At 69.7% G+C, this 22,394-nt stretch carries 13 protein-coding genes; 8 read left to right on the top strand and 5 right to left on the bottom strand.

The annotated features are described in order from the left end of the window. Positions 1 to 26: 26 nt before the first annotated feature. Entirely contained in the window at positions 27 to 6,998 is a 6,972-nt protein-coding gene (locus ACGFYH_RS01650; protein WP_393801109.1) for a polymorphic toxin-type HINT domain-containing protein, read from the bottom strand. A 131-nt stretch (positions 6,999 to 7,129) separates the two neighbouring features. Beyond that, the gene (locus tag ACGFYH_RS01645; RefSeq protein WP_393801108.1) at positions 7,130 to 10,726 is read right to left on the bottom strand and encodes a LamG domain-containing protein; all 3,597 of its coding nucleotides are present in this window, start codon (positions 10,724 to 10,726) and stop codon (positions 7,130 to 7,132) included. A gap of 334 nt (positions 10,727 to 11,060) precedes the next feature. On the opposite strand from ACGFYH_RS01645, the gene ACGFYH_RS01640 reads away from it, so the two are divergent. Continuing rightward, positions 11,061 to 11,201 carry a hypothetical protein gene (locus tag ACGFYH_RS01640; protein WP_393801107.1) on the top strand — a complete coding sequence of 47 codons (141 nt, stop codon included), beginning with the start codon at positions 11,061 to 11,063 and terminating at the stop codon, positions 11,199 to 11,201. On the opposite strand, the gene ACGFYH_RS01635 is transcribed toward ACGFYH_RS01640, so the two are convergent. Next, positions 11,183 to 11,659 (bottom strand): ATP-binding protein, encoded by a 477-nt coding sequence (locus ACGFYH_RS01635; RefSeq protein ID WP_393801106.1) that lies wholly within the window; start codon positions 11,657 to 11,659, stop codon positions 11,183 to 11,185. The two genes, ACGFYH_RS01640 and ACGFYH_RS01635, sit on opposite strands and share 19 nt — an antisense overlap. A 93-nt stretch (positions 11,660 to 11,752) precedes the next feature. Here ACGFYH_RS01635 and ACGFYH_RS01630 point away from each other — a divergent pair, with 93 nt between their 5' ends. The 6 genes from ACGFYH_RS01630 (at position 11,753) to ACGFYH_RS01605 (ending at position 18,232) form a co-directional block, all read left to right on the top strand. Next, complete coding sequence (locus ACGFYH_RS01630) at positions 11,753 to 12,601, top strand: helix-turn-helix domain-containing protein (protein ID WP_393801105.1); 849 nt, start codon at positions 11,753 to 11,755, stop codon at positions 12,599 to 12,601. A gap of 34 nt (positions 12,602 to 12,635) precedes the next feature. After that, positions 12,636 to 12,845, top strand: coding sequence for a DUF397 domain-containing protein (locus ACGFYH_RS01625; protein WP_393801104.1), 210 nt, complete (start codon positions 12,636 to 12,638; stop codon positions 12,843 to 12,845). Positions 12,846 to 13,061: 216 nt separating this feature from the next. Beyond that, positions 13,062 to 15,290, top strand: a complete 2,229-nt coding sequence (locus ACGFYH_RS01620) for a glycoside hydrolase domain-containing protein (protein ID WP_393801103.1) — start codon at positions 13,062 to 13,064, stop codon at positions 15,288 to 15,290. A gap of 14 nt (positions 15,291 to 15,304) precedes the next feature. Beyond that, entirely contained in the window at positions 15,305 to 15,751 is a 447-nt protein-coding gene (locus ACGFYH_RS01615; RefSeq protein ID WP_393801102.1) for a hypothetical protein, read from the top strand. Next, positions 15,748 to 16,437: a hypothetical protein gene (locus tag ACGFYH_RS01610; RefSeq protein WP_393801101.1), complete on the top strand. Its 690-nt coding sequence runs from the start codon at positions 15,748 to 15,750 to the stop codon at positions 16,435 to 16,437. Before ACGFYH_RS01615 ends, ACGFYH_RS01610 begins: the two co-directional genes overlap by 4 nt. A 112-nt stretch (positions 16,438 to 16,549) precedes the next feature. Continuing rightward, positions 16,550 to 18,232 (top strand): hypothetical protein, encoded by a 1,683-nt coding sequence (locus ACGFYH_RS01605; RefSeq protein WP_393801100.1) that lies wholly within the window; start codon positions 16,550 to 16,552, stop codon positions 18,230 to 18,232. On the opposite strand, the gene ACGFYH_RS01600 is transcribed toward ACGFYH_RS01605, so the two are convergent. Further along, positions 18,186 to 20,336, bottom strand: a complete 2,151-nt coding sequence (locus ACGFYH_RS01600) for a bifunctional glycosyltransferase 87/phosphatase PAP2 family protein (protein ID WP_393801099.1) — start codon at positions 20,334 to 20,336, stop codon at positions 18,186 to 18,188. The genes ACGFYH_RS01605 and ACGFYH_RS01600 overlap by 47 nt on opposite strands. 870 nt (positions 20,337 to 21,206) lie before the next feature. Between ACGFYH_RS01600 and ACGFYH_RS01595 the strand changes: the two genes are divergently transcribed. Next, the gene (locus ACGFYH_RS01595; protein WP_393801098.1) at positions 21,207 to 21,878 is read left to right on the top strand and encodes an O-methyltransferase; all 672 of its coding nucleotides are present in this window, start codon (positions 21,207 to 21,209) and stop codon (positions 21,876 to 21,878) included. A 60-nt stretch (positions 21,879 to 21,938) separates the two neighbouring features. Here the strand turns inward: ACGFYH_RS01595 and ACGFYH_RS01590 are convergent, their stop codons facing one another. Then, positions 21,939 to 22,331 (bottom strand): hypothetical protein, encoded by a 393-nt coding sequence (locus tag ACGFYH_RS01590; RefSeq protein WP_393801097.1) that lies wholly within the window; start codon positions 22,329 to 22,331, stop codon positions 21,939 to 21,941. Between the last annotated feature and the right edge of the window lie 63 nt (positions 22,332 to 22,394).

The raw sequence follows: 22,394 nt of genomic DNA, 5'->3' as shown, positions 1-22,394 counted from the left end.
GATCGTCCGGGTCGACCCCACTGGCTCTACCGATCTATCCACACATCATGGACCCCGACAAGCGTTCGGCCATCGCTAGTTGCGACCGCATTGCCAGGCGTATTGAGCCAATCATCGAATTGCCGTTGCTGAGGATTTTTCTTGGCAGTTCCGCCCTTAACCTCTATTCCATACCACTGACCGTTGATCTCAACCGTGCCGTCATACTTGCGGACTCGCATTCCTGGTGCAGAAACTGCAGTTTCGCTGCGCATGACCACTGCGCCGTCCATTTCCAGCTGATCCCAGGCGTTTGCTTCATCCGCAGCACCATCACGCCCAGGCTCGCCATTACGCTTCGAGAACTTGCCGTCCGCAGAGCGCGGGGCCCCAGTTGGGCATCCCCCAGAATTGTGAACGAGTACCGGCGTCGCCCCCGCCAGCACATAGTACGTGTGGAGGTCGTCGACGGTGAGGTTGTATGTGGTGGCGTGGCTGGTGTAGGCGTGGTTGCCGGTGACGATGACGGTGTTGCCATCGTCGGTGAGGAGTGTCGTGCCGGGTGTGAGTTCGCCGGCTTCGATCCAGGTGCCCTCTGATGGAGACCAGAACGGGTGCTCGTAGGTGGCTGTAAGGTTCTCGACGCCGTCTTCTGTTGCTATGGACAGGACGTTGAAGTGCTTGTCGTCCTCGGTCCGGATGAGGCGAGCGACCCTTCTCGGACCTTCTTTTCCTGTTTCCGGATCCTTGGCCATGACCTCGTCGCCAGGCCGAATATCTTCGATGTCCTTCGTCTGCCCGTCAGCCATGAGGACGTCGGTTCCGGCCAGGAAGCATTTGCAACCTCCGACCTTGGAACCCCGGCCTACACCCCTACTCAGTCCGCCTTCCGCCAGCCCTGCCGCCACGGTCATCTTCATGTAAGACGCGAAGACTTTCTTCCAATTCGAGCAGTGGGTGCGATAGCAGGCATCCATGAGGGCTTCGCTGATTGTTTGCTGGGTGTACCAATCGCCTTGACGGTTCGCGTTGGAGGCGATTCCATACGTTGAGTTTTGCTCAAGTTGAGCATAGAAAGCCTGAACAAATCTGTGCAGGTCTTTGGTCGTGCTGGGGATGAAGAGATCGGGAAGCAGTGTAATTTGACCGTCGTTATCGAGGTCTGCCGCACCCGCACCGCCAAGACCTTCGTTGACCCAATTTGCGGGCGGTTTCGAGACAGCTTCGTTGGGTCGCCCGTTGCCCTTGGAGCCGTCGGGGCGTGTGGGGCAGCCCTCTGATGCTCCGCCGGCTCCACCGCATGCGAGGCCCAGGCCTGATGGGTCGGAGAAGGTGAGGGGGTTCTGTGCCCCGTAGCTGTAGCCGTTGAGTGTCTGAGCCTTGCCGGTTTCCAGCAGTGCGTCGACGCTGATGAACTGGCCGATGGTGGGGTCGTATTCGCGGGCGCCGATGTGGGTGAGGCCCGTGTTGGTGTCTCGGGTTTTGCCGAGGAAGCCCTTGTCGTCGGGCCAGGGGCCGTAGAGGGGTTTGCCGCGGTCTTCGCCGAAGGGGGTGGTGTAGCGCTTGGTGAAGGTCTGGGTGCTGTCCCGGTTGATGGCCAGGCCGGCAGTGCCGTGGGGGTCGCTGACGAAGTACGTGTCCTTGATGGTGCCGGTCTGGTTGGAGCGCATGGCGGCGGTGATGCCGCCGGCGGCGTAGTAGCGCTGGGCCCAGGTGGTGCCGTCGGCGCGGAGGTGGAGTTCGGTGGCGCCGGCGTAGAGGACGCGTTCGCCGTTTTCGGTGGTGCGGATGAGGAGGGTGCCGTCGGCGCCGTAGAGGTAGTCCGTGGACTGGTCGCCCTCGGTGAGGTGGGCGAGCTTGCCTTCTTCCGACCAGGTCAGGTTCTGGGTGGTGTGGTCGGTGCCGCCGGGGCGCCGGGTGGTGTTGCCGGTGGTGTCGTAGGTGTAGGTGCGCTCGGGGTTGGTGCAGTCGGTGCCGGTGGTGGTGCCGGTGAGGGTGTGGGGCTGGTCGGCGTTCGTGTAGCAGTAGGTGGTTTTGGTGGTGGCGGTGCTGGTGTGCTCGGTTTCGGTGGTGCGCTGGCCCGCGGTGTTGTAGGCGTAGCTGGTCCAGTAGGGGGCCGGGCCCGCCAGTGCGGTGGCGTCAGGGGTGTCGGTGCACTTCTGGGAGGCGGGGGTCCAGGCTTCGGTCAGGCGCTGGTAGGCGTCGTAGGTGAAGCACTGGGTGTCGGGGGCGCTGGTGCCGCCGAGGGTGGTGTTGTCCTGGACCCGGGTGACGTTGCCGGCCTGGTCGTAGGTGTAGGTGAGGTCCTGTGGCCGGTAGGGGTGGGTCTGGTCCTGGGTGTAGCTCTGCGTCAGGCGGCCGGTGCCCGCCTCGTAGGTGTTGGCGATGTAGATGTGGGTGTCGCCGTTGCCCAGGGTCAGGGTCTGCGGCTGGGCCAGGGCCGAGTAGTCGACGTCGGTGAGGTAGGTGCCGATCGCCGTCAGGTTGCCCAGGCGGTCGTTTTTGTAGTCGGTGCTCTCGCCGGGCAGGCCGCCGAGCGCGGGTTCCCTGGTCCGCTGGACCTGGCCGGGGATGTTGTAGTCCGTCTCGAACGCCAGCGTGGCCGACTGGCCGGCCTTGACGAAGGGGTCGCTGTCGGGCAGGCGCAGTTCGGTGCGGGTGGCGCGGCCCAGAGTGTCGTAGGCCGTGACGGCCTGGGTGTAGGCGGCGCCGTTCCTGCCGCCGACGTAACGGGTGGAGTCGGTGGGCTGGCCCTTGAGGAGGGTGTCGTAGGTGTAGCCGGTGAGCTGGTTGGCGTCGGTCTTCGAGCCGGCCCAGGTTCCGGTGGGGCGGCCGAGTTCGTCGTAGGCGCTCAGGATCGACTTGCCGCGTGAGTCGGTGGCCTTGATGGCCTGGTCGAGGGCGTTGTACTGCGTGGTCGCCTTGCCCTTGTCGGGGTCGCCGGTGCTGGTCTGGCGGCCGAACAGGTCGTAGCCGTAGGACCAGGTGGCCTTGTCCGGGCCGGTGATGGTCTGCTGCCGGCCGTCGAGGGCGTACGTGAACGTCGTGGACGTGTAGGCGGCGCCGGGGCCGGTGCCGAAGTCGCTGTCGGCGGGGCTTTCGCCGGCGTAGACGCGGGTTTCGGTGGTGCGGCCGCGGATGTCGGTGATGGTGCGCTGTGCGGAGCCGCCGTCGAGGGCGGTGGTGGCGGTGGAGTCGCCGGTGTAGCTGGTGGTGGTGGCCCACTTCTTCACACCGTTGACGTACAGGGTGCTGGTGGTGGGCCGGCCTGCGCCGTCGAAGACGGTCTCCGTCTGCTGGGGTGCCCGGCCGTACTCGGCGCGCGTATAGGTGCCGTTGGGGGTGCTGGTGGTGTCGAAGATGTCCGCGTACGTCTCATAGGCCAGGCCGCGAGTGTCGTACCGCGTGTCCGTCAGCAGCCGCCCGCCCTCTGGGGTCGGAGTCTGGGTCTGCAGGGGCCGCAGGAGCGAGTCGTAAAGCGCGTAGCTCGTGTTGTAGGTGTCGAGGGCGTTGGTCAGCGTCGAGGTCGACACCCAGGAGGGCTTGGTGTTGTCGAGGTGGTAGGTGAATTTCGCACTGGGGCTCTGGTTGGCGGGGTCTCGGTTGGGCAGCCATACCGCTGTCACACGGCCCAGTGCGTCATAGCTCTGCGCGGTCTTCTTCGCGTTGATGTCGTAACTGCGCAGGGCCTGGCCGCGACGCGGATCGAGGTAGACCGCCGAGCGGTAGCCCTTGGGATCGGTCGACAGCGTCCTGGTCAGCGGTCCTGCGTCGGCGGGCGTGTAGGCGGTGGAGACCTTGTGCCCCGCGGTGTCGGTGACGGTGACGGGGCGGCCCAGGGCGTCGTAGGTGGTGGCGGCGGTGGTCTGCCAGCCGGACGGCAGGCGCTGCCCGTCACTTGCGGCGGTGGCCGTGTAGCCCGTGGCGCGGCCGGTCCAGGTCGCCTGCCCCTCGGTGGGCTTCTGGGTGGCCAGCCAGGTCGTGGCGTCCTCGTCGTCGTAGACGGCCGCGGTGTCGGCCAGGACGTCACCGGATGTCGCGCTGGTGGCGGGCAGGTCCAGGCTGGTGTCGGCGACCGAGCACGTCCTGGCGACGGTGCGGGTGCGGGACACCAGGCTGGTGATACCCACGTCCGGGTTGCGGGCGTACCAGGTGCGGGTGCAGGTCTCGTCGCCGCTCATGTCCTTCTGGCCGAAGTCGTCGGCGGAGTACACCATGCCGAGGGCGTCGTACTTCTGACCGGTGACATGAGTGCGCCAGGTCTGGGACCCGGTGAGGTAGGTGCTGGCGTATGTCGAGGAGTTGCGTACCCACAGGGCGGTGTGGTCGGCGGCGTCCGGGACCGTCTGGGTGGCGGTGTTCTTGTAGGAGTAGGTCTTGAAGACGCTGCTGACGGGCTGGCTGCCGTTGTAGGTGACCTGCTGGCGCAGCACACCTTTGTACCGGTCTCGGTCGTAGGCGGCGGAGAAGTCGACATCCGTGTCGAGCAGCGGGGGCACGGTGACGGACTTGGTGGTGCCGTCCTTCTTCTTGTCGCCGTGCATGCCCTGCATGTAGAGGGAGACGGTCTTGGAGCGGGTGGTGCCGACGGCACCGGTGTAGGCGGTGACCTGGCGGTAGCCCCGCCAGTCTGACCAGGTCCGCTCGTCGTTCGGCGTGAACGGGTCGTCGTTGTAGTGCCAGGCTGCACCACTGTAGGAGTAGGCGTACTCCACGGCCGGATTCGCGGCGGCGGCGTCGTGGACACCGACGGCGGTGACGCGGTACTTGTGGAACCAGTCGATCGACGCGTTCTCGGATCCGTTGATGTGCCAGAACTGCGGGTAACAGGAGCGGGTGTTGGAGTCCGGCGCCGCGCCCAGGACCTCGCTGCGCACACACTCCGGCGACGTCAAAGTCACCTCGGTGATCGCGCCGGTCTCCGAGGTGACGGTGGAGATGCGCGGGCGGGTCAGGGGAAGGATGTCGTCCGTGGCGTCGACCCGGTTGGGCCGCATCTGGTAGGTGAAGGTGATCGGGTCGACCTTGATGGCCGTGTCGCCGGCCTTCGCGGTCCGCCGGAGCGAGGTCAGGGCCAGGACCTGGTCGGAGCTGTCGCCGATGTCACCGCCGTCCAGGTACTTCTCGGTCAGGGCCCAGGAGTCCACCGGGTCGTACGCGCTGCTGGTGGCGTTGTAGGAGAAGGTGTCGATGCCGGTCAGGCGCTTGCGGGTGAAGAAGGACGGGCCGGCGGCGTCGCACTCGTCGTCGTCCCTGGTGCAGATCGCGTCGAACGGCACGTCCGGCCAGTTCTCCGCGGTGTCCTTCGTGAGGCTGGAGCAGTCGGAGGCGGTGCAGCGCTCGGCGTGGGTGAAGGTGACTTTCGCGTCCGGCTTGTCGGTGAACAGGGCACCCTTGCGCAGGCCGTACTCGATGCGGGTGAGGTAGCCGCCGCGGATGTAGGGGGTGTCGGCCTTGGTCGCCTTGTTCTTCTTGTAGTAGTTCGACTCCTTGGTGTACCAGTACGTGGACGCGTTGCCGCGGGTGTCCTCGACGTAGTCGAGATTCCAGCGCCAGGCCTGGGTCAGCGCGCGGTCGGCGAAGGCGTCGCCGCCGCTGTGGCCGGGCTCGCCGGAGTCGTCACCGAAGACCGGGACCGTCCACGTCGAGTTCGTGCGCTGGGTATCGGCGCCGTCGAGTCTGTTCCTGCCGAAGACGTACTTGGTTCCGTCGCCGGTGATGACGGTCCAGTACTCGCCGTTGTCGTCGCCGTTGTCGGCGCCCGTGGAGCGGGTCACCGTGGAGGCGTCGTCGTCCTGCAGGTGCCACTTGCCGCTGTCGTCGTCCTTGACCAGGCGGGTCGACCTGCCGTTCAGGACCAGGCTCGCGTTGTCGTACTTCCAGCACTGGTCGTAGACGTCGTCGTGGCCGTCGTCGTCACAGGAGCCGTACGTGCGGGTGATGTAGGACTCGGTGAGCGTGAAGCCCTCGCCCACCGTGGTGGTCTGGTTGTTGGTCGTGGCGGTGCGGCCGTCGACGCTGCCCGAGTCGTAGGACAGGGACAGGGGCGGTACGGGGCCGGCCGCGGCGGGCGGCATGGTGAAGTCGTGGGACCAGGTGAACGAGCCGGCGTTGCCGCCCGCCTGCCAGGACGAGGACTCCGACAGCTTCGTCGCCGAGTAGTCACCCGCCCCCTTGGGCGACTGGCCCGAGCCCGCGGAGGCGGCGGTCACCGCCAGCACCGTGGCGCCACCGGTCGTGCTGGTGGCGCTGTCGGGCCGGCGCAGGAGTTGGGTGGAGGGTCCGTCCTGGTCCGCCTCGGCGAGCAGGGTCTTCGCCGAGACCGTCTGGTGCTTGAGGTCGTTGTCCGTCGGCAGCGGCGTCTGCTTGCGGCACTCGGCCTTGTCCGGGGTCGTCAGCGCGCAGGCCGGGAGCCGGACGATCCTCAGGCGCTGCGACCAGCCACCGCCGATCGCCGAGGCGAACGCCGAATAGTCGACCGTCAGACGTGCCGCACCCGGGGTCTGCGCCGCAGCCGTCAGGAGGACACCGGTGACGCCTGCCCTGCGGGCCGCCTTCTGGTCCAGCACCCGGACCTGCGTACTGCCCGCGGCCGCAGGAACAGTCGAGGCACGCTGCTGCGTCACGGGGGCGGCCGGTGCCAGGGTGACGGGGACACCGGCCGGTGCGGCAGCGCGTTGTGCGCCGCGCTTGAGCGTCAGGGTCGCGGCCCCGCGGTCCGGCCAGTCGGCCTTGCGCTCTCCGGTGGCCTGTTCGGCCTGCTCGGCGTTGGCCTTGCGTTCCCTGGCGACCTTGGCGCGTGCCTTCTTCGCACCGGGTCCGTCGAACTCCTCGACCTTGGTCGATGGTGTCCTGGGCGTGTCGGGACGCCCCAGACCGCCTGTCTCCACGGCCTGCGCCACCTGCGCCAGACCGGTGGGCACGAGGAGCGCCAGAGCCAGCGACTGCGCGAGCAGCCGGCCCCTGCGGCGTGCGGTCCCCCCGCCTTGCTGCCTTGAGGTGCCTATGCCAAATGCCATGGTTGTCCGCCCCACCAAATTCCCTGAGTCCAAGAAGTCCCGCACGCCGTGCGCATGCAGCCGTCGGATCTGCCGCATTCCTCGTCGGTGCGGGCGGCCACGTCGGCGGCTGCCCGCACCCCCTCGCCCCGTCAGTCGCCCACGGTCTCGCCGATCTGCTCCGAGGAGGCCATCGCGCCGGCCCATACCCGTGCCTCGGCGATACTCGCCGGCAGGAAATGCCGCCAAGCGCCTTCACTGAAGCCCTTACCGAGGGCGAAGTCCCCCGAGCCCACCTTGGCCGTGAAGGCCTGCGGCTCCCCGTTGACGGTCGCGCTCAGATAGAGACTGATCGTTCCTGCCCGGGCGTCGAAGACACCGGTCAGTCGCACCATGCTGTCCATGACCGCTGCCTCGCTGGAGGCGACTGCGCTGAATGTGCCGTCGGCGTTCAATCGGCCGAAGCGCCAGGAGCCCGTCGGCACGGTCTTCTCTCCCACCTCTTCGTCCCAGACGGTTTTGTCCTCGCCCCGCTCGAACCAGATCCCCCAAGCCGAGCCGTCCGCGGTCCGCTGCCCGAGGACCTGGCCGGTGTAACCGACCGGCTTGGCCAGGAGCTTGTCCGAGTCGAGCGCCGCCAGGGCGGTGACCGTGAACGAGCCGGTGTCGTCGACCAGTGGTCCGGGCGCGACGGCTGCGTCGTCGACGCCGTCGAGGACGACGGTCTCCCCGTCCAGTGCCGCCCCGCCCGTCAGTGCCAGGGTTCTGCCGTATCCCGAGGTGGTGTCCAGGACGCTGCTGCCACTGCCCTGGTCGGCTGACCAGTCGGCGACCAGCTCCACCGCGGCGTGCCCCGGCGAGTTGCTGAGGGCTGCCTCGTCGGCGATCTCCGTCGGAGTGAGGGCCCGCTGCCAGACCGCGGTCTCGTCGATGCTGCCCGTGAAGTAGTCGGTGTACGTGTCGGACCACCGGGTGCGGCCGATCTGCAGGGATCCGCTCGCCGCCCACGCTGTCGCGTACGGGGCACGGTCATGGAGAATGCCGTTGACGTACAGCCGGATCTCCTGCGCCTGGGCGTCGTACACACCTGTCAGGTGGGTCCAGACCCCTACGGCCGGCGAGACGGACGCCGACGCCTGCTGGTAGGTCCAGCCACTGCCGACCGCGGCATCCTGACTGACCGCTCGCAACGCCCAGGCGTCGGCCGCGTGTTCGTAGCCGAGGTAGAAGGGGCTGCGGTGGGTGCCGTCCTGGGACAGGACGGTGAGGTTGCGGGTAGGGGTCTCCGACAGGCGCACCCAGGTGGACAACGTGTAGGAGGCCCGGGTTTCCAGGACCTGCCCCGCGGTGCTGGCATAGCCCGTGCTGCCGTCCACGGACAGGCCCTGGTCCGTGACCGGTGTGTCCAGCGGGCGGTCGTCGCTGTCGTGCGTGATGAGGCCGCGTCGGCCGCGGTCGTCGCGTACCGCCGCCCCCGCCAGGGTGGCGTCGTCGGCGCCGTCGGCGGTCGCGGAATCGGCGGCTGCCCCGCTGGTCTCGGCGAAGTGCCACCGGCCGACCGGATCGTCGCCGGCGTCGACGAGGAAGTCGGTCACGGACTGCGCGCCCCAGCGCCCGACCGTGTCCTTGGCCCGCACATAGACGCGGTACAGACCCGCACGCGGCGGCGTGATGACCGCCGAGGCGGTCGAGCCCTTCAGCTCGCCGGACCAGGCGGCCCCGGAGGACAGCTTGTACTGGTAGGCGACGTTGTCCGCGTCCCCGGTGCCGGGCCGGAACGTGAACGTGGCCCCTTCGCCCGGCCCGCCGCCCGGTGCGCAGTTGTTGCTCACACACGGGGTGTAGGGGGAGCCGACGGTGACCTGCGGGGCTTCGGGCCCGGTGGAGTCGATGCGGAAGTAGCAGTAGCCGTCGGAGGACGGGCCCTGAATATAGCTTGAACCGCCGTTGTAGTACGACCGGCCTGACACGCGTAGCCGGTACAGCTTGCCGTCAGTCAGCTTCGACCACATCAGCGTCAGCGCGCGGTTGTCGGCCGCGTAACCCGTGGAGGGCCTCAGTTCACCGTTGCCCGGAGGTACGTCCGTCCACGTCTTGTCGGTGTTGTACACGTCGAGGTCGAAGTAGACGCGCAGTTGGGCTTCCTTCTCTCCGCCCTGCTTGGTCTGGGCGGTGGCCATGAGCGTCGGGGTGGGATCGGAGACCCTTGCCGGATCGGCGGCGCTGCGTTCGCACACCGGGGCCGTGCTGGTGCCGCCACCCTGGACTCCGACGCCTGTAGGAGTGTCCGGCAGGCCGACGAAGTCCACGTCCAAAGTCGCGTCGTTGCGGAATCGCTTCCACGCAGACGTGTCCGACTCGTCCCTGGCACTCAGCTCCAGGGTCAGACGGGAGAACTTGCCGGCCGCGAAGTTCCGCACGGTCGCGGTGAGATTCTCGTCGCTCTCGTCGGCGGCGTCGTTGAACTCGATCTTCGCGTCGGGAGAGTCCGGGTCACAGGCGGACCCTCTTCCGGCCGACACCGTACGGTCCACCATCTTGTCCAGCTCCTTCGGCCGGGACGACCACGTGGTGGACGAGGAAATGTTGGTGGTCCTGATCAGGTCGACCGTACGCGGATCGCACTGGAAGGCCCATGGCTCCGTCACCCGGAACGTCGCATCCAGCACCCTCTTGCCCTTCAGGCTCGACGGCGAGAATTCGAAGTACAGACGCTGCACGTAGCCTGGTCCGCAGTAGTAGACCTTCCAACTGCCACACCGGCCGACACCCTTGCCATCTCCGTCACCGCCGTTGCCCCAGCCGTAGGACTCGTAGCCGTCACTGCGCAGCAGCGTGCGCTCCGACTCGTTCAGACTCACAGCGGGATCGATGAAGAGGGGAAAAGCGCTCTCATCGGACGTCGCCAGCATGTCCGCGTCCGGAATCACCGACAGCTCGCCCTGGCCCACCTCGACATCCATCCGCGCCACCGTGTCCCCCTGGCCCGGCTCCAGACCCGAACCGGACGGCGCCGTCTCCGACGGATCCGAGGGCTCGGCGGGCGAGGTGGTGTCCGCGGTCATCAGCTGGGGCTGTACGCCCCCGTCGGCCGCGTTCTGCCCCGCCGAGTCCCACATCCTCGCCGGCGGCGCCTTGAACACGGTGGTGCCGTTGCCGTCGACCGCGGCCAGGCTGCCGACCGCGCCCTCGCGGACCGTGAGGTGGCTGGTCTTCAGGCCGAAGGTGAGCCGTTCCAGTTCGTCACTGGCCGCCGCCTCGGGAGTCTTCACCACGAAGACGGGCTGGAAGCTCTCCGGCGTCACCGCAACCTGCAGGTCGACACCCGGCAGCACCTCCGGGTACACGGCACGGGAACCGTCCAGGCTGGGAGCGGGCAGCTCACCCGCCCAGTTCAGCGCCAGGGACCGGCCCTCGTCCTCGATCCGTGCGAGCGGTCCGGCGTCACCGCCACCAGACAGGACCATCTGCACAGCGGCACCCTTCGGCGCCACCGTCCCGTCCGATCGCCTCTCCAGCGTCGCGTCCGGCGCCTTCCAGCCACCGTCCGGCTCCCGCACCCGCACCGGAACCACCGACTCCTCCAGCGTGAACGTCGCACCGTCCGGGTTGGCGAAGACCGTCGTCCGCTCCGTGCGCTCCCCGGTGACCTCGACCCGCTGACCGGACTCCTGCGCCGCCGCAAGGGCCCGCTGCCCCTCGGACAACGACGCCGCGGCCAACGGTTCGCCGTCGACCGGGTAGGCCATTGACCCCGGCACCACCGAAGCGATCACCGCCGCACAAGCCACCGCGGCCAGGCCCGCCGTCCTGCCTCGCAACCGGGTCCACATTCCCGCCACACCCCACCCATGACGTCTACAAGAGTTGCCGGAAGTAACTAATCCCTCGACAGAACGCCACGTCAACGGGCTGAAAGCGGACAACGCCGCGTCAAGTTCCGGAACGTTGTGTGACGAACGCTACGTTTACTGATGGTTGCACCAAGATCAGTTACGCTCTGATCTCATTTGTGACGCTTAAAGATCAACATCAACTGGACGGCCTCTGCGAGCGATCGCCCCAGCGGCAGCCCCAACCCCCGTGAACTGCTACTCCTCCGGTTCCGCGCTCGGTGCGACGGGGACCTTGTGGATCGGCGTGGCCGGTATGACGCTGGGCGCCCTCGCCACCATCGCCGGCATGTACGGGGTCGTCGTTTCCTCTCACGAGTCCCTGACCTGAGCCGGTACGGAGCCGCCCCCGCACTCGAACCACACGGTCTTGCCGCCCCCGGGGCCCGGCCCCACCCCCCACTTGTCGACCACCGCGTCCAGCAGCACCAGCCCCCGGCCGCACTCCGCGTCGTCGCTCACCCGCGCGGCCGGTACGGGCTGCCGAGGGCTGCCGTCCGCCACCTCCACCCGGACCCCGCGCCCGTCCCCGTCCCCGCCCCCTCCCCCGCCCATCTGCCGCAGCAACAGCAGCGTGCAGCGGCGGTCCGGGACATGGCGCACGACATTCGCCAGCAGCTCGGTCACACCGAGTTCCACCGCGTCGGCCAGTTCGGCCAGGTCCCACTCGCGCAGGTACGAACGGACGATGCGCCGGACGTGCCGGGCCGAGTGGGCACCGGCCGTGAAGCTCATCCGGTACTGGTTCGCGCAGTGGCCCACGAGGACGGAGGGAAAGTATTCGTTCACGGCACGAGCCTGACGTCGGTCGACTACCGTGGGCTACCGGATGGATACAACCGGTGCCGCGGTGGACCGAGTTGTGTGCGAAGGGGGCTCTGCGTGACTCACATCAACGTCCTGGACCCGGGCGCCTCGCCGCTCGACTACTACGGCTTCGAGCTGCGCCGCCACCGGGAGGCGGCCGGGCTCACCCAACGGCAGCTCGGGGACATCGTCAACTACACCGGCTCGCTGGTGGGGCAGATCGAGACGGCGCGGAAGGTTCCGACGCCGGAGTTCAGTGAGCGGGTCGACGCGGCGCTGGGCACGGGCGGGCTGTTGTCCCGGCTCGTCGACCTGGTGATGCGCAGTCAGGTACCGGCTTGGTTCCAACAGGTGGCCGAGTTGGAGGTCCGGGCCACCGAGATCTACTCGTTCGACACGCACATGGTTCACGGTCTCCTGCAGACCGAAGCCTACGCGCGCGCCGTCCTCGGCGTGCTGGACCAGAGCAACCTCGACGATCGGACCTCGGTGCGGATCGCGCGTCAGAAGATCTTCGAGAAGGACGAGCCGCCGGTCTTCTGGGCCGTGCTCGGCGAATGCGCGCTGCGCCAGGAGATGGGCGGCCGGGAGACCATGCGGGAGCAACTGGCCCACCTGTTGGCCCTCGAAACCAACCCGCGGGTCAACGTCCAGATCCTGCCCTACTCAGCGGGCGCGCACGCGGGACTCCAGGGCTCGTTCGACATCTACCGCTTCGCGGGCGACCCGCCCATCATCTACACCGAGGGGTACGGCAGCGGGCATCCGACCGCCAACCCGAACACCGTCAAGGACTGCTCACTCCGATACGATCATCTCCAGGCATCCGCACTCTCCCTCAGAGACTCGGCGGGGCTGATCCGGCGCTTGATGGAGGAACGCTATGGAGAGCAACGCGACTCTGACGGGGATCCGGTGGCGTAGGTCCAGCTACAGCGGCGACCAAGGCGGCCAGTGCGTGGAGTGCGCCCCGACCGGCCGACTGACCTGGCGCAAGTCGTCGTACAGCGGCGACCAGGGCGGCAACTGCCTCGAAGTCGCCGCCCTGCCGACTCGCCACGCCGCCGTCGCCGTGCGCGACTCGAAGACCCCGGCGGGCCCGGTCCTCACCCTCGCCCCCGCCGCCTTCGCCAGCTTCGTCGACTGGGCCCGCGCCGCCGACAAGTGACGCGCCGGCGTGCGCAATTGCGCCAACCATGAGCCGATCCCTGTACCTCGTGATCACCGTATGCCTACAGTGTGTGCGCCTCAGGCACTCACATCAGGCCATCCCTGACACACGACCGCGGCGGGCACGCATCACCTCTGCCCGACCGGCGCCGGTCGAGCGCGGCCTCACTCGGGCTCGGGTGGCGGCGCCCTCCGACCGAGAGGAAGCCGGCCCATGGCTGACGAGATGGTGCGCGCAGCGCAGCAGTTCATCAACACCACGTATGACAACGGTGCCACACTGGGCATATCGCGGCTCGACGAGAACGGCCAGACGAGCTGGACCGTGATGTACGCCCTGACCCGGGCGCTCCAGTACGAACTGGGCATCTCCGGCCTGTCGAACAACTTCGGGCCCGGGACGCTTTCCACGCTCCAGTCGAAGTACCCGAACATCCACGCCTCGGGCGCCCCCGAGAACATCGTCCGGATCGTGCAGGCCGGTCTGTACTGCAAGGGGTACGACGGCGGCGGAATCGACGGCACGTACAGCGAACGGGTCCAGGCCTCGGTGCTCTCGCTGAAGTCGGACATGGGTGTCGACTTCGCCTACCCCGGCGGCGACGTGGTCCCGAAGGTCTTCAAGGGCCTGCTGAACATGGACCCGTACGTCACCGTCAACGGCGGCTCCGAGCAGATCAGGGCCGTCCAGCAGTGGATGAACGGCGAGTTCGTCAACCGCCGCGACTTCTACATCGTCCCCTGCGACGGGCACCACTCCAGGACCGTCGCCACGGCCATGCTCTACGCGGTCCAGTACACGATCGGCATGGCCGACGGCGTCGCCAACGGCAACTTCGGCCCCGGCACCAAGGCCGGTATCAAGGCGCACACCCTGTCGGTGGGTTCGTCGGGCACCTGGGTGCAGCTGTTCAGTGCCGGCATGCTGCTCAACCAGCGGGCCGTGTCGTTCGGCGGCACCTTCACCTCCGCCCTGGCCGACGCGGTCCGCTCGTTCCAGTCGTTCGCCAGGCTCCCGGTGACGGGGCAGGGCGACTTCTCCACCTGGGCCTCGCTGCTGGTGTCCTACGGCGACCAGGACCGCGAGGGTTCCGCCTGCGACGGCGTCACCCGGGTCACCCCCGACCGGGCCAGGGCCCTCAAGGCGGAGGGGATCACCGTCATCGGGCGCTACCTCACCAACCCCGTACCGGGCGGCGGCGCGGTGCCCGAGAAGGAGATCCAGTCCGGGGAACTGCAGACCATCGCCGACGAGGGCATGCGCTGCTTTCCCATCTACCAGACCTTCGGACGGGGCGCGAGCGACTTCAGCTACCCGCTGGGGCGCGCCGCGGGCCAGGCCGCGATCAACGCCGCCCTGGACCACGGGTTCAAGTCCGGAACCAGGATCTTCTTCGCCGTCGACTTCGACGCGTACGACTACGAGGTCACCGACAGCGTCCTGCCGCACTTCAAGGGCATCGAGGACGCGATGCGCGACGACGGCAACCGGTACACGGTCGGCGTCTACGGCCCGCGCAACGTGTGCACCCGCGTCTCCGACGCCGGCCACGCCTCGGCGTCGTTCGTCTCCGACATGTCCTCCGGGTTCTCCGGCAACTTCGGCTACCCGCTGCCCGCGAACTGGGCCTACGACCAGATCGTCACCAAGACCGTCGGCTCCGGCAGCGGAGCGATCAACATCGACGTCAACATCGCCTCCGGACGGGACAGCGGCCAGGGGTCGTTCGACGCTCCCCGCGCCGTCAAGCCCGACACCCGTCTCAGCCCCGACGTCACCACGGCCATGGAGACCGACGTCGGCAAGTACATGGAGTCCCTCGGCTTTCCCCTCGACGGGGGCCTGCGGTCCTACCAGCACTGGAAGTGCTTCGAGCGGACCGTCACCGCGCACGACGACCTGATCACGGAGTTGTCGAACCGGCACAACATGCGCAAGGCGCTGATCCAGACCACCGCCTACTGGGAGATGCGGCACATCTCCCCGGACGACGAGGCGGCCTGGGCCGCGGTCATCCTGGCCTTCAACACGACCCGGCAGTACATCAGGGACACCTCCACCGGCATCGCCAAGCAGCGCGCCGTCACCCTCATCGGTGCCTGGAACCACGCGCTCGACAAGGGGTACGGATCGGGTCAGCCGCGCCGGGACGTGTCCGTCGACGAGGACAAGTACAACGCGTGGAAGCAGGCGTACGACAGCGAGACGTACGCCCTCACCAGCGTCGCGCTGATCCACCGCTGGGACATCGACGGCAAGCCCGGCGGTGACGACGACTCGCCGGCCCTGCGCCAGCCCACCCTGAACTACACGGACCAGGAGATCTACGAGGTCCTGCGCCGCTACCAGGGCCCCGGCGACGTCGCCTACGAGGAGGCCAAGAAGAGGATGGGGCTCTACTACGTGATGGAGAAGTACAACTCCATCTCCCGCAACCTCTGACAGGAGTACGGCACATGTCAGGCGACGAACCCTACGCCGAGCACGAGGGTGCCATCCTGCTGCTGCTGATCCTGGCCGGTGTCACCGCCGTGGTGTGGCTCACCGTGCGGGTGGTCACCGGCCTGGTGCGCGCCCGCCGGAACGGCACGACGCTCCTCGGTCCTGCGACCGCGCTGGCGTGGGACGCGACGGTCGGCATGTACACCTGGGGGCTCCTCCACCTGTTCTTCCTCGACGACCACGCCCAGGCCGAGGCCTGCGCAAAGGCCGTCGACGGCAGGGTCACCGGGTACGCACCGACCTTCGTGCCGCTGCACTTCGGGTGCCGGACCGGTGACGGGCGGGTGACCGAGGCGGTCATCCCGTCCTACCTCAACCCCGCGACCCTCCTGCTCGGAATCTGCGCGCTCGTCCTGACCTGGCTCGTCATCGCACACCACAAGAAGGGCACCCACACGTGACCACCCCCCTGTCCCGCCGACACGTCCTGCGCCGTGCCGCCTTCCTGGCCGCGGGCACCGTCGTCGGCACCCAGTTGCTCTCCTCCCCCGCCCTCGCGCAGCCGGCGGGCCCGGAGCCCGACAAGCTCCGCGAGTCGGTACGGAAGGCGCAGGAGCGCAACAAGCGCGTTCTGAGCGGCGTCCCGTCGCGGAACGGATGGGAGATGGAGAAGACCGCGGACAACCGCGGTCACGTCTACACCAGACCCGTACCGGGCCTTCCGGTCGACGGTGTCCGGGTCCGCATGGGAGACGTCGAGACCGTGCTGGTCCATGTGATCCGCCGTTTCCACTACGAGGTGGACGAACTGCGCCAGGGGGACGTGACCGGCTGGCGCCACCCCTCCGGGGTCCGCAAGGGCATGGCCGAGTCGAACCAGGCGTCCGGTACGGCGGTGCAGATCCGGCCGGGTTCCTACCCGTCCGGGGTGCGGGGCGGCTTCTTCCCGCAGCAGTTGGCGGCGATCCGGGACATCCTCTCCGAGTGCGGGGGTGTGGTCCGCTGGGGCGGCGACGACAAGCACCCGGACGAGGCGCTGTTCTACATCGACGTCAAGCCCGGTGACGACAGGCTGCCGAAGCTCGCCGAGAAGATCGTGGAATGGGACTGGACCCCCGGCAAGGGAGCCGGTTCCGGCACCGTCTGAGCTAGGCGCGGCGTTCGGGCCGGGGCCCGGTCAACGTTTCTGTTCGATTTCTCGTCTACGCACGTGCCCTCATGACGTGCACACCTGACGACACCGAACGGAACCCCCGACCGTGGCCCCTGCCGAACTCACCCTCCTCAGACCCGAACAGCACCGGGAGAGACGCCCGGCCGACGCCCTGCGCGCCTTCGGGCACCGGCATCGCGTCCCGTTGCTCGCCACGCTGCCCACCGTGCCGCTGTACGCGGTGTGGTGGGCGTTTCTCGCCACCGGCGGCGGCGACCTCGCCGCCCAGGAGGCGTGGGCCGGCTTCGCGTCGCGGCACGGGGGTTCGGCGTACGGGCTGTTCTGGTACGGCGGCACGCACACCGCCAACTACAGCGTCGTCTCGCCGTACTTGATGGCCGTGCTCGGCGTGCGCACCGTCAGCGTGGTGTCGGGGCTGGCCGCCTCCTGGCTCGCGGCCGTGCTGATCGTGCGGGGCGGGGTGCGCCGGCCCGTGTGGCCCGCGCTGCTCGCCTCGCTCGCGCTGTGGTGCGACGTCGCCTCGGGGCGGGCCACGTTCGCCCTCGGGGTCGCTTTCGCGCTGGCGGCCTGTGTGCCGCTCGTGCGGGAGCGGCGGCTGTATCTCGCCGCGGGGTACGCCGTGTTGGCCACGATGGCCTCGCCGGTGGCCGGGCTGTTCCTGGCCGTCGTGGGGGCCGCGTTCCTGCTCGTCCGGGATGGGGGACGCGCCCTCGTGCTTCTCATACCCCCGGCCGCCGTCGTCGGGCTGACGACGCTGCTGTTCCCCTTCACGGGGGAGCAGCCGATGCCGGCGGTCCGCCTGTGGCCGCCGGTCGTGCTCGGCCTCGCCGTCACCGTGCTGGCCCCTCGTACCTGGCGGGTCGCCCGGCGGGGCGGGGCCGTCTACGCGTCCGGGACCGTGCTGACGTATCTCGTCGCCTCGCCGGTCGGCACGAACGTCGAGCGCTTCGCCGAGCTGTTCGCACCCGCCGTGCTGCTGGCCGCTCTGCTCTCCGTCCCTCGCCCGGTCCCCGCGACCGGGCCGCGGCGGCTGCTGCCGGGACTGCTGCCGGGGCGACTGCTGCCGGGGCTGCTGGCCGTCGCGCTCGTCTACTCCGTGGGGTGGGTGGGGAAGAAGACCGTCGACGATCTGAGGGTGTCCACCGTCGTGCCGGCCTGGGCCGCCGAAACGGACGGTGTCGTGGACGCGCTGGAGGGGCTCGGCGCCGACCGCACGCGGGTGGAGGTGGTGCCCGCCCGCAACCACCGCGAAGCCTCCGCACTCGCCCCGCACGTCAACATGGCCCGCGGCTGGAACCGGCAGCTCGACGTGGAACGCGGGCGCCTCTTCTACGACGGCACCTTCTCCGCGGCCACCTACCGGGACTGGCTGGACCGCTGGGCGGTCGGCTTCGTCGTCCTCCCGCTCGGCAGGCCGGACGGCCCCGCGGCGGCCGAGGCGGCGCTCGTGCGGGACCCGGAGCTGCGGCCCGAGTGGCTCGAGCCCGTCTGGCAGGACCCGCACTGGAGGGTCTACCGGGTGCGGGACGCCGTACCGCTCGTCGCCGCGCCCGGCACCGTCGTGTCCACCACCGGTGCCGAACTGGTGCTGCGTGTGGAACGGCCCGGCGCGGTGACCGTGCGGGTCGCCTGGTCGCCGTGGCTGCGCAGCGACGGCGGGTGCCTGGCACGGGACGGCGAGTTCACCCGGCTGACCGTCCGGGCGCCGGGCGAGTACCGGCTCAGCTCCCGGTACGGTCCTTCGCCGGGCCCGGGGGACGGCTGCTGAGGCCTGCGGCGGGCGGGGCGGTGTCCCGCGCCGGGGGCGGGGCGGGGACGGCGGCGCCCTTGACGGAGACCGGAGCCGGGGGTCCGTCGGCGTCGGCCGCGGCCGTGACCGTCCGGGCCCTCGGCCCCTGGAACCAGTACGTCAGTCCGAAGCCCGCCGCGACCACGGCGGCGCCGCCCACCGCGTCCAGGACCCAGTGGTTGCCGGTCGCCACGATCGCCGAGACGGTGAAGAGCGGGTGGAGCAGCCCCAGGGCCCTCATCCACACCCTCGGCGCGATGACCGCGATCACCACCCCGCACCACAGCGACCAGCCGAAGTGCAGCGACGGCATCGCCGCGTACTGGTTGGTGAGGTGCGTCAGCGTGCCGTAGTCCGGCTTCGTGAAGTCCTGCACGCCGTGCACCGTGTCGATGATCCCGAGGCCCGGCATGAGCCGCGGCGGGGCCAGCGGGTAGAGCCAGAAGCCGACCAGGGCCAGCAGCGTGGCGAAGCCCAGGGAGGCGCGGGCCCAGCGGTAGTCGACCGGGCGGCGCCAGTACAGGAGGCCGAGGACGGTCAGCGGGACGACGAAGTGGAACGACGTGTAGTAGAAGTCGAAGAAGTCCCGCAGCCAGCCGACCTTGACCACCGCGTGGTTGATCGCGTGCTCGATGTCGATGTGCAGGAAGCGCTCGACGTCGTGGATCTGCGCGCCGTGCTCCTCGGCGCGGGCGCGGCCCGCCGAGTTGCTGCCGCCGGTCGCCGCGAGGCGGACCCGGGAGTAGGCGGCGTAGGTGACCCGGATGAGGAGCAGCTCCAGGAGCAGGTTGGGGCGGGTGAGGACCCGGCGCAGGAACGGCAGCAGCGGGACGTGCCTGAAGCGGGTCGGGACCGGCGGCGCGGTACGTGTCGGGACCGGCGCGTCGAAGTACGGCGAGGTGCGCGGCAGGAAGGGCACGGCGACGGCCGCGGCCAGCGCGGCGAGCAGGACGACGTTGTCGCGCAGCGGGTAAAGGGCCGCCATGTTCGGCAGCATCATCTTCGCGGGCAGCGTCATCACCAGGACGACGGCGACCGGCCACACGTACCGGTCGGAGGCCCGTTTGCCGACCCGGCCGACGACCGCGGGCAGCACCCACAGCAGCTGGTGCTGCCAGGTGGCCGGGGAGACGGCCACGGCCGCGCAGCCGGTGACGGCGACCGCGAGGAGCAGCTGGCCGTCGCGGGCGTAGCGCACGGCGCGGCGCAGGGCGAGGACGGCGACGGCGGCGCCGAGGGTGAGGAAGAGGGTGATCTCCAGGGGGCCGTTCAGGCCGAGGCGGAGCAGGGCGCCGTGCAGCGACTGGTTGGCGAGGTCGTCGGCCTCGCCGCCCAGGCCCACGCCGGCCATGTGGTGGACCCAGTACGTGTACGAGTCCTGCGCCATGGCGGCCCAGGCGACGGCCGTGCAGGCGACGAACGTGATCCCGGTCGACACGGCCGCGCGTCCGCGGTCGGTGAACCACAGCAGCGGGACGAAGAGGAGGACGGTCGGCTGGAAGGCGGCGGCGACGCCGATCAGCACGCCGCCCACCCGGTCGCCCTGGGCGCCGCGCACGGCGAAGCAGCCCAGCAGGACGAGGAGGACCGGGATGATGCTGGTCTGGCCGAGCCACAGCGCGTTGCGCACCGGGAGCGACAGCATCAGCAGGCTGATGGCGACCGGCGCCGCCAGCAGCGCCGTACGGCGTCCGACCGGCCGGGGCAGGGCGCGGGCGGCGACCAGGCCGAGGGCCACGACCAGCAGCAGCGAGCCGAAGGTCCAGCCCCAGCCGAGGGCCTGCTCGGCGGCGCGCGTGAAGGGTTTGAGGACGAGGCCGACGAAGGGGGTGCCGGTGAACCGCGTGGAGTCGTAGAGGGACCCCTCCACGTGCAGGACGCCGTGCTCGCCGACCCAGGTCTCCAGGTCCGTCAGGCGTTCTCCGCGCGGGGTGCCGAGGACCGAGGCCACCTGTCGTACGGCCAGGACGGCGGCGACCAGCCACAGGCCCAGGCGTGCGACGCGCAGCCGTGCTCTGGCCGAGTCGGCGTCCGGGGCTCCGAAGGGCTCCGCCGGTCGCCCACTGTGCTCCGCATTCGCCACGCCTCGTCGGCCTCCCGCCCCGTTCGTGCCGTACGCACCGCGCTCGTGTACGCGGTGTGTCGTTCTCGCGAACCCTATGAGGCTCGCACCACCCCCGGGAGGAGACGCAGGCGGCCCCGCTCCGCCTGACAGCCGCCCGCGATCGTTCGGACGACGATAGTGCGGGGGTGCCGTGGGCGCCTCCCGTGAGAGCGAGAAGGACCACAGGTCACGGGGCCGGGAACGCCGCACGTCGCACCGGATCTGCCTGCGTGTACGTCATTTGGCGCACTGCGCAACGGAAAGCATACCGGGCGTAAACGGAGCATCAGCACCTATGGCCGGTTTTCCGCCCGCGACCGAGTGCCGCAGGTTCTTTCCCGGCCCGGCGGCAGTGCCGCCGTGCGGGTCGTGGCGACTCCGTCCCCGTCCCCGTCCCAGTCCCAGTCCCCGTCCCCGTCCCCGTCCTTGCCGGGAGCGGGCGGGCTCCGTTCCCCACGCGGATGCGGTACGGCTCGCCGTCCACCGGCCTCCACACCGCGGTGTCCCCGTCCGGCGGGACGGCGCCGCCGGTGATGCCGGCGCCGATCGGGGCGACGGGCAGCATGATGACGCCCGCGTACACATGACGGCCGCGGCCGTGGTCGGTGGCGTGGCGGTGTGGTTGACGACGGGGCCGGCCGGGCGTCCGCTGCCGGAGCCGGGGGCCGGGGCGGGGCGGGGCCCGGGGGCCGGGGCGGGGCGGGGCCCGGGGGCCGGGGCGGGGGTCGGGGGCCGGAACACGCCTCCGAGAAAGAACTGCGGTGCCCGCACCTCCGCGTCTATATTCGTTAGCGCAACTACTTAGAAGCGCTAAGTAGACCGACGGGAAGACACGGGGTGCGCACCGGCATGAACGAGTCGCGGTTCTGGGACGACGTCGACACCTACTTCACCACCCACCTCGCGCCCGACGACGCCGCGCTGGAGGCCGCCCGCGAGGAGAGCGACGCCGCCGGGCTGCCGCCGGTGAACGTCACCGCCACGCAGGGCAAGCTCCTCCAGCTCCTCGCCCAGGTCCAGGGCGCCCGCACCATCCTGGAGATCGGCACCCTCGGCGGCTACAGCACCATCTGGCTGGCCCGCGCCCTGCCCGCCGACGGCCGCCTGGTCACGCTGGAGTACAGCGGCCGGCACGCGGAGGTCGCCACCCGCAACATCGCCCGCGCCGGCCTCGGCTCCCTCGTCGACGTGCGCGTGGGCCCGGCCCTGGAGTCGCTGCCGAAGCTCGCCGACGAGAACCCGCCGCCCTTCGACCTGGTCTTCATCGACGCCGACAAGGGCAACAACCCGGGCTACCTCGAGTGGGCCATGAGACTCACCAGCACCGGCAGCCTGATCGTCATCGACAACGTGGTCCGCGGCGGCCGCGTGGCCGACGCCGCCGACACCGGCGACGACGTACGCGGCACCCGCGCCGCCCTGGAACTGATCGGCAGCCACCCGCGGCTCAGCGGCACCGCGGTCCAGACGGTCGGCAGCAAGGGGTACGACGGGTTCGCACTGGCACGCGTACTGGCCTGAGCGCCGGCCGGTGTGCCGGGCGCCGTGCCCGGTGTCGTCCGCGGCGCATGGCTCGCCGCCCTACACCTCGTGGTAGAAGCCGACGTTGACGCTGCGCGGCTCCGCGCGGTCCTGGACCACGACCTCGCCGCTGCCGCCCGCGGGCAGCGGCACGGTGTCGCCGTACGCCAGCGCCTGCGAGTGCGGGCCGACGGTGAGCCGGACCTCGGAGGAGGGGTCCGGCTGGGAGCCGCGCAGCCAGGTCAGACTCCACACGCCGGCCGGGCCGCAGCGGAACTCCAGGTGGACCCGCGAGACGAACAGCCAGTCGTCCGGCGTCGACAGCCGGCACACGGACTTGTCCCGGCCCACCCGCAGTACCGCTTCCGGCTCGCTGGGCGCGTCGGCCATCTGCATCCCGGCCGTGGCACCCGCGTCGGCCGCGGTGACGGCGGCCATGGTGAGTTCGAGCACGTGCGCTCCTTCGCAGACCTCAGGACGTCCGTCCGTGGCTTGTCGCCGCCGCATGATAGATCG

Origin of the sequence: Streptomyces sp. NPDC048392 (genome assembly GCF_043200575.1) — a bacterium.
Taxonomy (GTDB): Bacteria; Actinomycetota; Actinomycetes; order Streptomycetales; family Streptomycetaceae; genus Streptomyces.
The sequence above is the reverse complement of the archived record's forward strand: the minus strand, read 5'-3'. Positions and strand labels throughout refer to the sequence as shown.